Raw genomic sequence first — 13,693 nt, forward strand, 5'->3', positions numbered from 1 at the left:
GGCCATCGGCAGAATGTGCTCATGCGCATCAAGCTGATCGAAGAGTTGCCGATGGCGACCAGCGCCGAGCTGTACCAGCTCAGCTGGGTCATCGAGCAACTGCTGGCCGACCCACGACGCATCGTGCAGGTGCGCGCGCAGCTGCATACCGGCCAGCAGATCCAGTACCTCCATTGGGCAGACGGGAAGTTGCGCTCGGCACGCGTCATCGGGATGCACGGGGACCACGTGGCCATACAGGATGCGGGCTACAGCAAGGCCTTCAAAGTGCACTACGCGGCAATCCTCACCGAGCAGACCGCGGCGCCGACCGACAGTGGCTCGCCGCCACCGGACGTCGGATTCACGAGGCCAGTTCCCCCACCAGAGGTCGCCGCTCGTGCCGACTTCCGCGTCGGCAACCGCGTCACCTTCATTGACAAAAATCTCCAGCACCGCGCTGGCCTGATCGTGCGCGTCAATCAACACACTGCCACGCTGGACTGCGACGGCCAGAAGTGGCGGGTCGCCTTCGAACTGCTTCGACATCTCGTTGACGTCTGATCGGTGACGCCGTAGCCAACGGTGTTCGTCGGACTATTACGCAGTAAACAGTGTCAATTCCAATGCTCTGACCGACCTCAGCGAAGGGCCGCCAACAATTCAGCTCAGCCTCAGCCGCTCGCCCTGCCCGTCGTAGTGCAGTGGCTGAGTCGTGCGGCGCTTACCTACCGAGTCGAGATTGACAATCTCTCCCGATTTCAGCAAGCGCTGTACAGAGGCCTGAAGTTCCTTCGGGAGCCAGTTCGTGTCTTCGAGGATGTCAGCGAAGGCGGCCTGGTTGATGCGCTTCTCGCCGCTGGCAAGGTAGCCTCGCCAGAACCGATCGACATCATCCGGCGTGCTGCGAGCCCCGCTGACTTCCGCGACCGCATGCTCGACGAACATGTCTATCGTCCCGGACTTTGCGGCTTGCTCTTCAAGCTGGTTTGCCAATCGGACGCGAGCCTGGACGATGTCGACGGCCTGCGAGATTTTCATGAACTCGACGATGCCCTTCGGGTGGCACGACAGGTACACGAGGTGGTACTTGGTTCGCTCCCTCTCCGGATGCAGCACCGTCACGTAGGCAGTGCGCGCGTTGAAGGGTTGGCGCGCAACGGGAACACAGGTCCTCAGTACCTCGCGGTAGGCCCCGACCAATACCTGTTCACGCTCATCGGGCGTCTTCCCTTCGACCTCGACCTCCTTGCCGAGCAGCCGGTGCATCGCCTCGCGGAACTGAGCGATCGACGCTGTGCGATTGATGAACTCGTAGATGAAGTTGATCAGGAACTCAGATCGCGGACGCTGCAACAGAGGCCGCAGCACGTCGATCACGATCGGCGTCCATCCCTTCGGGTCGATGAAGAAGAAGGTAAAGGCGTCCTTGCCCGCCCAACTCAGAATATCACTGCGCAGATCGACGAAGTCGCCTTCAAGTGCCTTTGCCTCGACCGACTTCGGGGCGTCGTTCGACAGGTAAGCCGACAGACGCTGGAACGCAGCCTTGTCGCGTTCGACGAACAGGGCCCGCATTCGGGCGTTCACGCCGAGCGAAGCCAGCGACTCCTTGCAGGCTGCAAGCGTCTTCAGCGACAGCGAGATCGACGTGCCTTCGAGCTTCGCGTCGTCCGAACCCCAGGGGCCTGCGAAGCAGTCGACGTAGCAAATCTCCGCGCTTCCCTTGGCACGTCCGTTCATGCCGATGATGAGGACCAACTTCTCCAGGTAGCTCTTGAGCAGAGCGTGCTTCACCATGGCCGGGATTCGACCTTCGTAAAGGCTCGGGACCGACGACATGATCGCAGTGCCGCCTACTTCTTTGCGGGAAGCAATTTGTCGACCGCCTGTTCGAGAAGCTTGCCGGTCTCGCTGCCAGAGACTGCCTCGCGGATCAAGCGTCGCTGCGTCTCAAACCTGCGGCCTACGGGCAGCGACACCGTCGCGGCCAGCTTCTCGGCCTCGGCCGCAAGGGACGCGATGTTCGCGTGCAGTTCGTTGTCGGGATCGAACGCAGGGATCGCAAGCTGCCAGACGTACTTGTCGTAGTGACGCGGGTTGTGCTCGCCGCGCGCCTGCAACGGCCGTAGGCGTTTGGTCAGGGTCTCGGTGTTGAGAACGCCTTGGATGTACCTCGCTTCCTGCAGCGTCGAGGCGGTACACCAATACAGCGACTTTTCGATGATCGACGCATCGGTAACGATCGCGGCGGCGAGATACATCCCGCTCGCGTTGTAGACGACCCGATGACGGCCAGGAACGAGGGGCAGTTGATCGGAGAGCTTCTTGCGGTAGTCCAGTTGCTCGCGCAGGCTGAGTTGTGTGCTCTTGAGCCGATTTTTGTTCCAGGCCGTCTCAGCATTGCGCCACCAATCGTGCAGACCGGGGTAATGCGCTATGCGGTCATCGGTCGAGTCCATCACGACAGACCCATCGGTGGGGACGACGGCTCGTTGAGGTTCGAGCAGGCGGAAGGGCAGCAAAGTGTCGCCGACGTGCACCTTCATGACGAACTGTCGGTCAACGCTGCCCTCAAGGGTAGGCAGCGTCTTCCAGGGCTTCTTCTCGTTGCTGCTGCGCCGGCTCTTGACGGCCACGCGGCCAGCGCCCATACCGAGGGGCCCGGCCGCTTTCTCTTCGACCATGAAGAGCATGCGCGGAACGAGCGTGGCACCTTGGCCGAAGCGCTCCTGATAGGGAGAACCAGTGCCCGGCGCGAGTTCAATAGCACGCGTGACCGCACCCTCGCCATGCTTGAGGTGCTTAGCAGCGGCTTCCCACCCGAGATTCGGGCGGGACAGACGACCAGACCAAGCGACAACCTCCTCGGGCAAGGCTTCGCACTTGTCGTCGGCGCTGCGAGTTCCCAGGACAACACACGAAGGAACCGGAAAGAACGAGGGCTTCACGCCGTGCATGTCCCAGGGCTTTGCAAACTTAACGGCGATGGCCACATGGTCGCGCAGTTCGTATCTGCCTCGACGGAACCCTTCGTATTGACGGCCACGAAGCACTGACCACGGCATGACGAAACCGAAGCGACCCTCGGGAACGAGGTAGCGCTCGATGGCGCGCAACACGAAGAGCGTCGAGAGGTCTTGGTTCGTCGCCACGGACGCACCGGCCCAGAGAGCGCGCTCCTCGCTCAGATGACGAAAGGCATGCTGCATCTCGGCAGTCATGTGACGGTAGGCAAGCCAAGGCGGATTACCCACCAGTACATCGACGCGGTTCTCTTCCCGGGAAAGCCAATACGGTCGCGCGAGGTTGCGCACGTAGTAGCCCCAGATGTGGTTCTGCCCAGTGTCATGCAGCCGGCACAGCGTCTCGAACGTCTCCGCGACCGTGGCCTGATCCTCCTTAGCGATCGAGTGGCGACGGAAGACGGCGTTCAGCGGCGGTATTGGCGAGTTCGGCTCGCGCGTGCCCGCCGCCATGTCGGCCAGTTCGCTGACCAGCCGATCGAACTGCGCGGCATTGGTGACGGCGCTGGCGGGGAAGCGAAGTTCGGTCGACCACAGCTCACCGGCGTTCGTGGTTGGCACGACCAGTGCATTGGCGGTGAAAAGCGTTCGCTCCTGCCCCCATTGGATGCTGTCGCCCAGGTACACCGGTACCGAAATCGCCGGCCGATCCTGAGCCTGCAGGCGCTCCGCGCCGATGGCGAGGAGGTAGGTCACCCGGGCAAAGGTGACCGCCACGGGGTGGATGTCCATGCCGAACACGTGCGATGTCACGCCGACCACGGCTTCGGCGTCGCTGACACCATCCTTCGCTGCGGCGGCGAGGTAAGCCTTGATCGAATGAAACACGAATGTCCCCGACCCACACGCGGGATCGAGCACACGCTGCGTCAGCGGTGAGACAACAGCGTCGGCGACCACGCGGTCAGCGAGCCAGTCGGGTGTGTAGTATTCGCCGAGCTTCTTGCGCTGCTCGCTCGAAATCACGCTCTCGTAGAGCACCTTGAGCACATCGTGCTCCACATCGCGCCAGGCGAATCGGACCAGTCGCTTGGCCAGCGCCTTCACGAACGACGGGCCGTCATCGACTTCGAGCAGCCAGTCGAAGAAGTCGGGCTCGACGACACCGTGAACTTGCGCTTCCGCGAAGAGCCGTCCCGTCAGCACCGTGGCCGCCGAGATGTCCTGCGCCGTGGGGTCGATGCCGACAACACCGTGGGCGATAATGTCCGCCGTGATCACCAGAAGCGTGTGCTCGACGAAGAGCGCATCGGAATCGGCGAATCCGGTACCGAACGCGGTGGTCAGCAGCCTCGCCCACAGCTCGCGCTTCAAACGCACGCCAGGAACGTTCCGGTTCTTCAGGTACAGCTGCTTGAGTTCGGTGTAGTCGAGTGCATGCGCCGGGCTGATCGCGCCCAAACGACGCTCGATCTCCTTCGGTGTCGGCTGAATCTTCTCGCCAGTGGCGAGCACGCCTTCTAGCCAGACGATGAGGCCTTCAACGTCGGGCTTGGCCGGGTCCAGCACGAATGTGGAGACCTCCTGCAACTCGCCTGCTTCGAGGTGGTACAGGTGCCAGTCGGCCCCGTCGGTCAAGACGCCGACGTAGCGCTGCTGCATGTCCGCTGTCCGCGACACAACGTAGCCGGCGAGTTGGACCACTGCGTCCTGCTTGATCTTCCCCTTGCGGAGATCGCGCTTGACCTCGAACACACAGAAGCCCGCCTCGACATCGATGCGTCGTCCTGCACCAGCCTGCTGTTCCAGCACGGGATCGAGGTTGACCAGGTCGTCCTCGTCCAGTTCGAGCGGTGCGGCAAGGAGCAGCGCGTGCAGGTCGCTTTGGACGTTCGCCTCTGTCCGCGTGTTGACGCGGTTTGCGAGTCTGATGGCCAGCGCGTTGAGGTCGAGATTGCCGGTGGGCATGGTTCGGTTCTTCTAGTTCGTGTTTAGGCAGTGTCGCCTAATTGGCAGCGGCGCCGAGGAAGAGACTCTGCTGTCTCGGCCGCAACAATTGGTCTGTGTCCTTGACCTGAGCGGCTGATCGCCGCCGGGTGCCATCGATCCCGATCACCTCAATTGCCGACTCCTGGACCAGTCGAATGAGCGACTCCCGGTAGAGCGAGGCCGATGCAGGCGAGCCGTTGCAGGTGCCTTCAAAGAGTTGGCTGAAGCTCATGCCCGTTCCCGTCGCGTAGACCTTGCGTGGGATGTGCTCCATCAGTGCGGCGAGAGTTGCCTTCTTCGCCACGTCATCGAACTCGAATCCGAGCGCCGACTGCTGAAGGTAGTTCGCGTCATGCACCGGGTCGTAGCCGGCTATCTGGAACATGTCGAGGCCGGCGCCGCCGTAGTGGATGAAGTAGTTGGTGTTCGCCCAGTGAACTTCCGTCATCACGTCACGAGCGCGATGGTGCTGGGACATGTGGATCTGCCAGTAGTCACCGTGGCCGCCTCGGTTGCGAATGAAGAACGGCGTGAAGTGACGGGCGCCGCAGTTCTCGACCAGGCGCCGGTGGAGAGTGCTTTGCAGGAAGAGGCGCCAGTCGCGATCGGAGGACTTGATTTCCTTGACCGAACGGCCACCGAAGATGTCCGGTATGCCGAGCCCGTCGAGCAGGTCCTTGACCTGGTCGCCGTCGCTCGCGAAGTTCATGAACGAGTCGACACCGAAGGTCAGGATCACCTCGGCGCTGGGTAGCGCGTCGAATATCTTGCGCAAGAGCTGCGTCGGCACTTCCTTGTAGCCATACTGATCGAGCGCGAAGATCGAGCGCCCATTCTTCGGGCTCTTCTTTTTGATGAACTCGATGATCGCGTCGGCCTTGTCCTGAAAACGGGCGTGATCGATGTAGATGCCTTTGCCGATTCGGCTACCGTAGCCCGCTTCGCGAAGCACCTTGTCGAGGTGCATGTAGGCATGCCGATCAGCTTCGGTGAAGAAGTAGTCGACCTGAAGCTGGACGGGTTTGCGCCGGTCTTGGTTGATCCTGAACTCGGCTTCCCGTGTGGCTTGCAGGAAGATGAAGGGCGAGCCCTTGACGGGCTCGCGCGTGTCGTTGTGGACGTACAGGCCGCCGCCGGCAAATCCATCGACGAGCGTCAGCTTCAGAACATCCTGGCTCGGCGAGCTGACTAGGGTTCGGAAGTAGGCGGCGAGGTAGGCCTCAAGAATGCGGTGCTTGGCGACGCTGTGTTGCTGGACGAGGTCGGGGCCATCTTTCCAGTTGTACTGTTTCAGCGTCATGCGTTCCTTCAGACGTGAGCGGACAGAGCAGGCATGTCGTTCCAGGTCCTGCCCCCGAGTAAGCGGCCGTTGGCCTTCTTGGAGCGGCGTTTGCCGTCGGCTCCCCAGCCTCCCCACTGCTTGAAGAAGAACTGCACTCCCTGGTTCTCACATTGTTGTCGCACATTCTCGACCCAATCGAGCTGCATCGGCCGCGCCTTTGGACCGGACTCCCCGCCGACGATCACCCAATGGACGCCGCTCAGGTCGAGTTCGCCAACGTCTTCGAGAAGAGGCTCCACCGAGAGAAAGCGGATGCGCGCGTCGACCTTGCGCAGGCCTTCGATGCGCGGCACGCCGTACCTGCGGTCCTCAACGGAAACGCCCATCCAAGCGTTCGTGGGCACCGCGTGGGTCTTGAAGAAGTTGGCCATGCGGTCGGCGCGCTTCGTTAGCACCTGGAAGGTGTGCTGCGGGCACTGCCGGATCACGTCGAAGACTCGCGCAATGTAGTTGTCGTCCACACCTTTGTGAAAGAGGTCGGACATCGAGTTGACGAAGTACACCGTCGGCTTCTTGCGCGTGAGTGGTTCCAACAGGCGCTCCGGCAGGATGGTCAGCTTGAAACCGTTCTCGTAGCCCGGCGTGCCCATCGCCTTCAGCCGCTTGGCCATCGATTCGGCGTAGCAGTGCTTGCACCCAGGGGAAATCTTCGTGCAGCCCACGGTCGGATTCCAAGTTGCCTCGGTCCATTCGATTCGGCTTGTTTGCGACATGGTGGCCTCCTAGTTCTTCAAAATCAGTGCAGCCGTCTAGAGGGCGTGAAGAACGCGCGTGACGACGCCCCAGATGCGTAGTTCGTTCTTGTCGCCGATGGGGATGTCGGCGAAATCGGGGTTGCTGGCTTGCAGCAGCCACCCGGTGTCCGTGCGCTTCAGGCGTTTGACGGTCAGTTCGCCGTCAATGTCTGCGACCACGATGCGGCCGTCGTCCGCAGACAGGCCGGTGTCGATGACCAGTTCATCGCCATCAGAGATACAGGCGTCGCGCATGGACCAGCCAGCCACCTTCATGACAAAGGTGCTACTCGGATCGCGCACCAGGTGCCTGCCGAGATCGACCGCGTCCTCTTGGTAGTCGTCGCCGGAAGTGGGTTTACCTGCGCGAACCTTACGCCCGAGCGTCGGTATCGTGGTGGCGGTGCGAAGCGTCGCGACCGGCTTCAGGGCTGGCGCATCGGCTAAAGCCGGCGAGCGCTTGCAGTCATCGAGAAGGCCTGCCACTACGGGAACGAGGCTTTGCGGCACCCGGACCGTCTTGGTGGGTTCGCCGTAGGCAGCCTTGCGCCCGGCACCCTGTCGGGTGCCACCATGGCGGGGTTTGCTGGGCTCGGTGTGCATGATTTCGTGACGAAATCAAGTCTAGCACGCGAGGTCTATCAAAGAAAAGGCGAACTGGCCCTGAGGCGAGTGGGTGCGTCTAGAGGCGCCATTCCACCAGCAAGTCGGTCAGCTCGGGATGCGCTGCGAGGGTCAACTTGCTGGAGCAGGAGAAGGTCTGCAACAAGAGCGGGCAGATGGCCCACCGCCTGGCCCACATAGACATTGTGGTGCTCGACGAGTTGGGGTATCTGCCCTTCAGCGCCTCGGGCGGTGCCTTGCTGTTCCACCTGCTCAGCAAGCTCTACGAGCGCACCAGCGTGATCATCACGACGAACTTGAGCTTTAGCGAATGGGCCAGCTGTTCGGCGATGCCAGGATGACGACAGCGCTGCTCGAGCGCCTCACGCACCACTGCCATATCCTTGAGACCGGCAATGACAGCTCCGGTTCAAGAACAGCTCGGCACAACCCATCAAAAAGGAGTCCAAAGCCAAAAAGTTATCCACACCGTGAGCCCCGCAGGGCTCTATCCCGGGTGGGTCAATATTGGTGGGAGAAGGTGGGTCAGGATTCGGTGGAATTCAACAACCAGGCCCCAAGGACCGGAGGCTGGACGCCACCGGGCGCATCGTAGCGCCTGGTTTCATCAACACGCATCTGCACACCAAAGACACGCTGTTCACCAAGGGCGACCTGGAGGAGTCCACCAACGTCACCAGCCTGGCCAAGGAAACCAACTACGGGACCCTGTACAAGGCTTTGCCAGCCGTGCGACTCGCGTGCGACCGCGGAAGCCCAGCTCATCGCGTCGGAGTGTGCCTTCGCCGAACTGGCCCGCACCGTTCCATCACGGTCGTCGAGATGGGATACGACTATGAAGTAGGTGGCGACGGCGACATCGCCATCACCCAGGCGGTCGCAGACCACCATGCGAATCGGCCAGCGGTGCTGGTCGGCTCCGCGCTTCCGTACCTATCACTACGGCCATGCCCCCGGGCGGCAAGGTCTGGTACGAGGCCTATCCGGACAACGGTCGCAAGCGGTTTCGGGACTGCGTCCGCCACATCCCATTCCGAACCCTCCTCTAGACCCCTCTTTCGGTGCTGGTGCGAGTCGCCTCTTGCGCCACGTTAGCCCGAATATTTCACCGTAGTAGCCCCAAAAACGAGGACGGCATTGCTCTTGTGTGCTCGAAAATCGAGGTGTCGAATCTTGATCAAACGAGCGGGCAATGCCGAAGCCAAACTGTACCGAAGAAATTGACGTTGGCGCGATGGACTTTGGCCGTGTTGGCCAACGCGTGGTGGAGGGGCGATTCGACGGTGGCAGCATGACCAGCGATGGCGTGATGCTGCTCGGCCAGGTGGACCGCAAGCTGGGCTTGATGGACGCAGCGGCGCGCTGCATCGCCGATCCGCGCAGCCCGCTGCTCATCAAGCACGGCGTGCGCGACATGCTGCGCCAGCGGGTGTACGGTCTGGCGTTGGGCTGGGAAGACCTGAACGATCACGGCGCGCTGCGCCATGACGTAGCCGTGCAGACGGCCGTCGGCGTAGACCGCGAGATCGCCAGCGCTCCCACACTGTGCCGGCTGGAGAAGTGGGCCGATCGTGCCACGGCCTGGCGGCTGCACGAGGTGCTGGTCAATCAGTTCATCGCCGGCGTTGAGAGCGCCCCCGAGGAGCTGGTGCTGGACTTCGACGCCACCGACAACCCGTTGCACGGCCAGCAAGAGGGCCGCTTCTTCCACGGCTACTACGACAGCTACTGCTATCTGCCGCTGTACGTGTTCTGCGGCCAGCAACTGCTGTGTGCCTACCTGCGGCCCAGCGATATCGATGGAGCGCGCCACGCGGCGGCCATCCTCAAATTGCTCGTGCGCCGGCTGCGTGCGCAGTGGCCCGGCGTGCGCATCGTGTTCCGCGGCGACTCAGGCTTTTGCCGCCAGCGCATCCTGAACTGGTGCGAGCGCGCCGGCGTGCACTACATCGTGGGCCTGGCGCGCAACCCACGGCTGCAGGCGCAGGTGGAGTTCGCCGAACTCTCGATGAAGGAAGACTACGAGCGCACGGGCGCCAAGCAGCGCATGGTGGACGAGTTCAGCTACGCCGCACAGACTTGGCCGCACGAGCGGCGCGTGATCACGCGGCTCGAATGGGGCGCGCAAGGCTGCAATCCGCGCTTTATCGTGACCAACCTCAGCGGCGAGCCTCAGGAGCTTTACGACGGTCTGTACTGCCAGCGCGGCGAGGCAGAGAACCGAATCAAGGAGGCGCAGATCGGCCTGTTCGCTACGCGCACGAGCTGCCATGCACTGCGCTCCAACCAACTGCGCATGCTGCTGGCCGCGCTGGGCTACGTGCTGATCGAGCGGCTGCGCGCGCTGGCCTTGCAGGGCACCGAGTTGGCCACGGCGCAGGTCGATACCCTGCGCATCAAACTGCTCAAGGTCGGCGCAGTGGTGACGCGCAACACGCGGCGCATCCGCCTGTACCTGGCCTCCAACTGGCCCAGCGCGCAGACCTTCGCGCACGCCATGAGCCAACTGCGCTCTCCGAAATTGACACCGAGCGCCTGGCCGGCGCGATGACACAAAAACGGCCCGCAACCCAAGCCGGGGTGGGGGTCGGTGCGACCGCATCCACGAGCCGATGATCGGGACCCTGGCTGCAGACACCATCGCAGCCTTGCGCGCTCACATCCGCGCCGCGATGCCCCGCTGCGCAGGCCGTTAGCTACATGCGTGAAATATCCGGGTTAGCTATAGGAGAGGCTGACGGAGTTTCGACCACACGGGTCCGAAACTTCGTCAATCGGATCGCTTTCGCGCCGATTGCCGCCCTTTGTGACAGCACCTTCGAACAGCGGCAACGGACTTGCATCGCATTTGAACCAGCGGGCAGCGGTCATTGGATCACCAGATCTTCAGATTTGCCGAGCTACGGTGACTTCGATGGCCGCAGGGCGCTCCAGTGCGGTCGTTCGAGCCACGCAAGCGACAGGGGCCTCCGCGACCGGGACTGGCCTCGAAGAGTTTCTTGCCTTGTAGACGGCAACGGCGGCAACCGCTGCTATCCAGACATCGGACTTTTGGCCGCGCCTGAGTCGGAAGCCGCATGGTGGCGGTCGACTGCTTTCGGCAGCCCACCAACCCCGAAATCCCCCCAAATCACCCCCCATTGCCACGCGACATCCGCCCGCCACCGGCCTATCGTCCATCCCATGCGCTCCACCGCGCGCCCTGTCACCCGCAGACCGAAGGACCGACGCCATGCTCACTGCCCTGTCGCCCAGCCCCCTGCCCCCGCACGCTGCGTCGTGCCCTGCGGAAGCCCATGACGTCGTCGAGACCCGTTTGTGGCTCGAGGAGCACGACTGGCTCTACGCCCTGCTCCGGCGCAGCGACAACGTCGCGCCGATGTTCCGCATCCCGGACCTGCTGAGCGCCTGTGTCGCCCTCGTGTTCGCCCGGCCCGATGTGGCCGAGCGCATCTTCGGTTTCATGGGCACCGCGCTGGTCTTGCGCTCTCCCACCACCGTGCGCCGCCGCGAGTCGCTGTGGCGCCCGCAGTTCGAGCTGCTGCATGACCTGCAGTGCTCGCCGCTGAACCGGCACCCGCACCCCAAGTTCCAGCTCGACCAGTTCACCACGGCCTGCGTCGCGCTGTGCCAGCAGGACGACGCCTCCGGTGCAGCCGTGCTGCGCCAGGCACGGCGCAACATGGTCGAGCGGCTGCTGGCGCAGCAGCGCGTCTCGCCAGCGGCCGCCCCACCGAACTGAGGCACCACCGCTTCGGGTGCGGCCCCGTGCCGCACCACCCCACGCGCTCCACCCGCACCCCACCCTGACCGGCCCGCCGGTCCACACCCAGGGCTCCGCAGCCATGCGGGTCGTTGCTTCACGCGCTGGAGGGATGCCATGCGTTCACTCGTGTTCGTCGGTTGGTGGGGGATGTCGGCGTGCGCGCTGGCCGCGCCCTGCTGGGACACCGCCGCGCAACGCCATGGCATCGCGCCGGAGCTGCTCTACGCGGTCGCCCGCACCGAGTCCAACCTGGACGCGGCGGCCGTGAACCGCAGCCACCTGCAGCGCACCGGCAGCTACGACATCGGCCTCATGCAGATCAACAGCCGGCACCTGCCGCAGCTGGCCCGCCACGGCATCCAGGAGGCCGACCTGCACGATGCCTGCGTGAACCTGCAGGTGGGCGCCTGGCTGCTGGCCGATCTGTTCGCGCGCCATGGCGTGAGCTGGGACAGCGTGGGGGCCTACAACGCCGCGTGCAGCCAGCTCCACGGCGACGACTGCCGGCGTGCGCGCGCCGGCTATGCCTGGAAGGTCTACCAGCGGTTGCCGACGACGAAGGCCGGCAGCGCTGCAAGCGCTGCACAGACAGCAAGGCCGACTGCTGCCCCAGCGCCTCTGGCGTCCAACCTCATGGTGAGGGTGGCGCCATGAACTCGCATTGGCTGCCTCTGCTGAGCGTCGCCTGCATCGCGGTGCCGCCGTGGCTGGCCGGCTGCGCGACAGCGCCGGTTGTGGAGCCTGCCGCGCCGCCAGCGGCCGTGCCGGCCGCGCTGCGCGCGGCCCAGCGCGGCCATGGGCTCTTCGCGTCGTTCGTGCTGTGCGAATCCAGCCAGTGCCCGCAGCCGACGCCGAAGGCCTTCGCGGCCAAGGCGGCAGCGCCCGTGCATGGTGGTGAGGGCCGCGATGGCCGTGCCGAGACCTTCGTCGCCCCAGTGCCAGAGCGTCCACCGTGATGCGGGTCGGACGCCTGTCGCCATCCCGTCACCCCCTGCCATCTGTATCCCGTCCATTGGAGTTCCCATGACCACTGCCTCCCTCCCCGCCCCCACGCCGCCAACGCGCTTGCCCGCGCGCCGCTGGCTCGGCTTCATCGGCCTGCTGGTCCTGGCCTTGCTCGGCCTCGCACTGGCGCTGCCCGGCCATGCCCTCGACCTGGTGGCCTTCACCGGCATCACCGGCCCCATGACCTCGGCCCTGGCACAGATCGCCGACCTAGGGCCGGCCATCAAGGCGCTGGTCGGCTTCATTGGCTTTGTGGTCGCGCTGATCAGCCTGTCAGCGCTGCGCAACTTCGGCCCGGTGCTGTTCTACGTCGGCATGGCCATCTTCGCGGCCGTGGGCCTGGTGATCGCCGGCGCCATCATGGGCGCGGTGGTCTGAACCGCCACCGCCGACGCCCGCCATGCAAGCAGACACCTACATCCCGCGCCGGCTGGACGACAGCTGGAAGATCGGCTTCTGGGACATCGACGTGGCCGCGCCCATCCTGTTCATGTTCTTCGTCGGCTACCTGACGTCGAGCAAAGGTGCCTTCGCCGTGTGCGTGGCCGTCGGCATCGCGCTGTCGCGCTGGATCGCCCGGCTCAAGGCAGACAAGCACCCGGCCTTCGCGATCCACTGGCTGTACTGGCATCTGCCGACGAACCCGGCGACCTCGATGCTGGCCAGCCCGCCCTCCCACATCCGCCGCATGGTCGGCTGACCGACGGAGCAGACCATGGACTTCGAACGGCTCAGCGGTGACCTGAAGGATCTGCGCCGGCGCAACAAAGGGCTCGGCCTGGCGGTCGGCGCACTCGCGGCCGGCCAGGTGATCGCGCTGGCCGTGATCCTGGCCCTGCTCGGCACCGTTCGCACGGTGGTCGTGCCGCCCACGCTGCACAAGACCTTCTGGGTCGACGGTGCACGGGCATCGAGCGAGTACCTGGAGCAGATGGGCAGCTTCGTCGCCTGGCTGGTCCTGGACGTCACGCCCAGCACCATCGACTGGAAGAAGGACATGCTGCTCGGCTACGTGGACCCGGCCCAGTACGGCGCGCTCAAGACACGCCAGGAGGTGGAAGCCGAACGCCTGAAGCGCATCAACGCCACCACGGCCTTTGCGCCGCAGCAGCTGGTGGCCAGCGAGGACGCTCAGAGCCTGGTCGTGCGGGGACGGCTGCGCACGCTGGTCAATGGCCACGAGACCGGCAACGACCTCAAGGCCTACCGCATCGAATTCAGCCATGCCGGCGCACGCATGCACCTCGTCGGCTTCCAGGAGGTGCCCTATGCGGTCAGGTGAGCTTGT

The 13,693-nt window shown here is 64.1% G+C and carries 14 protein-coding genes and 1 pseudogene; 9 read left to right on the plus strand and 6 right to left on the minus strand.

Annotated elements, in window-relative coordinates; genetic code table 11:
- Nucleotides 1-21 precede the first annotated feature (21 nt).
- A complete protein-coding gene (locus tag AC099J_RS20940) occupies nt 22-543 on the plus strand; it encodes a hypothetical protein (RefSeq protein ID WP_479617218.1) in 522 nt (173 codons plus the stop codon).
- 99 nt (nt 544-642) lie between these two features.
- On the opposite strand, the gene tcmP is transcribed toward AC099J_RS20940, so the two are convergent.
- The 5 genes from tcmP to AC099J_RS20965 are packed head-to-tail and all read right to left on the minus strand — an operon-like array spanning nt 643 to nt 7,613.
- The gene (tcmP, locus tag AC099J_RS20945; RefSeq protein WP_479617219.1) at nt 643-1,779 is read right to left on the minus strand and encodes a three-Cys-motif partner protein TcmP; all 1,137 of its coding nucleotides are present in this window, start codon (nt 1,777-1,779) and stop codon (nt 643-645) included.
- Between the two features lie 56 nt (nt 1,780-1,835).
- Nucleotides 1,836-4,913 (minus strand): N-6 DNA methylase, encoded by a 3,078-nt coding sequence (locus tag AC099J_RS20950; RefSeq protein ID WP_479617220.1) that lies wholly within the window; start codon nt 4,911-4,913, stop codon nt 1,836-1,838.
- A gap of 37 nt (nt 4,914-4,950) precedes the next feature.
- Nucleotides 4,951-6,234, minus strand: coding sequence for a three-Cys-motif partner protein TcmP (locus AC099J_RS20955; protein ID WP_479617221.1), 1,284 nt, complete (start codon nt 6,232-6,234; stop codon nt 4,951-4,953).
- A gap of 8 nt (nt 6,235-6,242) precedes the next feature.
- Nucleotides 6,243-6,989 carry a DUF5131 family protein gene (locus AC099J_RS20960; protein ID WP_479617222.1) on the minus strand — a complete coding sequence of 249 codons (747 nt, stop codon included), beginning with the start codon at nt 6,987-6,989 and terminating at the stop codon, nt 6,243-6,245.
- Nucleotides 6,990-7,025: 36 nt separating this feature from the next.
- Nucleotides 7,026-7,613 carry a LexA family protein gene (locus tag AC099J_RS20965; RefSeq protein ID WP_479617223.1) on the minus strand — a complete coding sequence of 196 codons (588 nt, stop codon included), beginning with the start codon at nt 7,611-7,613 and terminating at the stop codon, nt 7,026-7,028.
- A gap of 131 nt (nt 7,614-7,744) precedes the next feature.
- Between AC099J_RS20965 and AC099J_RS20970 the strand changes: the two are divergent.
- Nucleotides 7,745-8,108, plus strand: a pseudogene (locus AC099J_RS20970) (ATP-binding protein); the annotation flags it as partial.
- Between the two features lie 51 nt (nt 8,109-8,159).
- On the opposite strand, the gene AC099J_RS20975 reads toward AC099J_RS20970, so the two are convergent.
- Nucleotides 8,160-8,525 carry a hypothetical protein gene (locus AC099J_RS20975; RefSeq protein WP_479617224.1) on the minus strand — a complete coding sequence of 122 codons (366 nt, stop codon included), beginning with the start codon at nt 8,523-8,525 and terminating at the stop codon, nt 8,160-8,162.
- A 301-nt stretch (nt 8,526-8,826) separates the two neighbouring features.
- Here AC099J_RS20975 and AC099J_RS20980 point away from each other — a divergent pair, with 301 nt between their 5' ends.
- From AC099J_RS20980 to traE, 7 genes are all read left to right on the plus strand, one after another.
- Nucleotides 8,827-10,185, plus strand: coding sequence for an IS1380 family transposase (locus AC099J_RS20980; RefSeq protein ID WP_479617225.1), 1,359 nt, complete (start codon nt 8,827-8,829; stop codon nt 10,183-10,185).
- A gap of 681 nt (nt 10,186-10,866) precedes the next feature.
- The gene (locus AC099J_RS20985; RefSeq protein ID WP_479617226.1) at nt 10,867-11,376 is read left to right on the plus strand and encodes a hypothetical protein; all 510 of its coding nucleotides are present in this window, start codon (nt 10,867-10,869) and stop codon (nt 11,374-11,376) included.
- 138 nt (nt 11,377-11,514) lie between these two features.
- Nucleotides 11,515-12,054, plus strand: a complete 540-nt coding sequence (locus tag AC099J_RS20990) for a lytic transglycosylase domain-containing protein (RefSeq protein WP_479617227.1) — start codon at nt 11,515-11,517, stop codon at nt 12,052-12,054.
- Complete coding sequence (locus AC099J_RS20995) at nt 12,051-12,356, plus strand: hypothetical protein (RefSeq protein ID WP_479617228.1); 306 nt, start codon at nt 12,051-12,053, stop codon at nt 12,354-12,356. The genes AC099J_RS20990 and AC099J_RS20995 overlap by 4 nt, the downstream gene beginning before the upstream one ends.
- Nucleotides 12,357-12,423: 67 nt before the next feature.
- Nucleotides 12,424-12,783: a hypothetical protein gene (locus AC099J_RS21000; RefSeq protein WP_479617229.1), complete on the plus strand. Its 360-nt coding sequence runs from the start codon at nt 12,424-12,426 to the stop codon at nt 12,781-12,783.
- A gap of 22 nt (nt 12,784-12,805) precedes the next feature.
- Complete coding sequence (gene traL, locus AC099J_RS21005; protein WP_479617230.1) at nt 12,806-13,105, plus strand: type IV conjugative transfer system protein TraL; 300 nt, start codon at nt 12,806-12,808, stop codon at nt 13,103-13,105.
- Between the two features lie 15 nt (nt 13,106-13,120).
- Nucleotides 13,121-13,687 (plus strand): type IV conjugative transfer system protein TraE, encoded by a 567-nt coding sequence (traE, locus tag AC099J_RS21010; protein ID WP_479617231.1) that lies wholly within the window; start codon nt 13,121-13,123, stop codon nt 13,685-13,687.
- Nucleotides 13,688-13,693: the final 6 nt, after the last annotated feature.

It is taken from the genome of Rhodoferax sp. RT4P68, from assembly GCF_056521305.1.

Coding starts and splice junctions, on each gene's coding strand:
- AC099J_RS20940 (WP_479617218.1), top strand. CDS start 22: ATGCGCATCAAGCTGATCGAAGAGTTGCCGATGGCGACCAGCGCCGAG.
- tcmP (WP_479617219.1), bottom strand. CDS start 1,779: ATGGTGAAGCACGCTCTGCTCAAGAGCTACCTGGAGAAGTTGGTCCTC.
- AC099J_RS20950 (WP_479617220.1), bottom strand. CDS start 4,913: ATGCCCACCGGCAATCTCGACCTCAACGCGCTGGCCATCAGACTCGCA.
- AC099J_RS20955 (WP_479617221.1), bottom strand. CDS start 6,234: ATGACGCTGAAACAGTACAACTGGAAAGATGGCCCCGACCTCGTCCAG.
- AC099J_RS20960 (WP_479617222.1), bottom strand. CDS start 6,989: ATGTCGCAAACAAGCCGAATCGAATGGACCGAGGCAACTTGGAATCCG.
- AC099J_RS20965 (WP_479617223.1), bottom strand. CDS start 7,613: ATGCACACCGAGCCCAGCAAACCCCGCCATGGTGGCACCCGACAGGGT.
- AC099J_RS20975 (WP_479617224.1), bottom strand. CDS start 8,525: ATGGTGGTCTGCGACCGCCTGGGTGATGGCGATGTCGCCGTCGCCACC.
- AC099J_RS20980 (WP_479617225.1), top strand. CDS start 8,827: ATGCCGAAGCCAAACTGTACCGAAGAAATTGACGTTGGCGCGATGGAC.
- AC099J_RS20985 (WP_479617226.1), top strand. CDS start 10,867: ATGCTCACTGCCCTGTCGCCCAGCCCCCTGCCCCCGCACGCTGCGTCG.
- AC099J_RS20990 (WP_479617227.1), top strand. CDS start 11,515: ATGCGTTCACTCGTGTTCGTCGGTTGGTGGGGGATGTCGGCGTGCGCG.
- AC099J_RS20995 (WP_479617228.1), top strand. CDS start 12,051: ATGAACTCGCATTGGCTGCCTCTGCTGAGCGTCGCCTGCATCGCGGTG.
- AC099J_RS21000 (WP_479617229.1), top strand. CDS start 12,424: ATGACCACTGCCTCCCTCCCCGCCCCCACGCCGCCAACGCGCTTGCCC.
- traL (WP_479617230.1), top strand. CDS start 12,806: ATGCAAGCAGACACCTACATCCCGCGCCGGCTGGACGACAGCTGGAAG.
- traE (WP_479617231.1), top strand. CDS start 13,121: ATGGACTTCGAACGGCTCAGCGGTGACCTGAAGGATCTGCGCCGGCGC.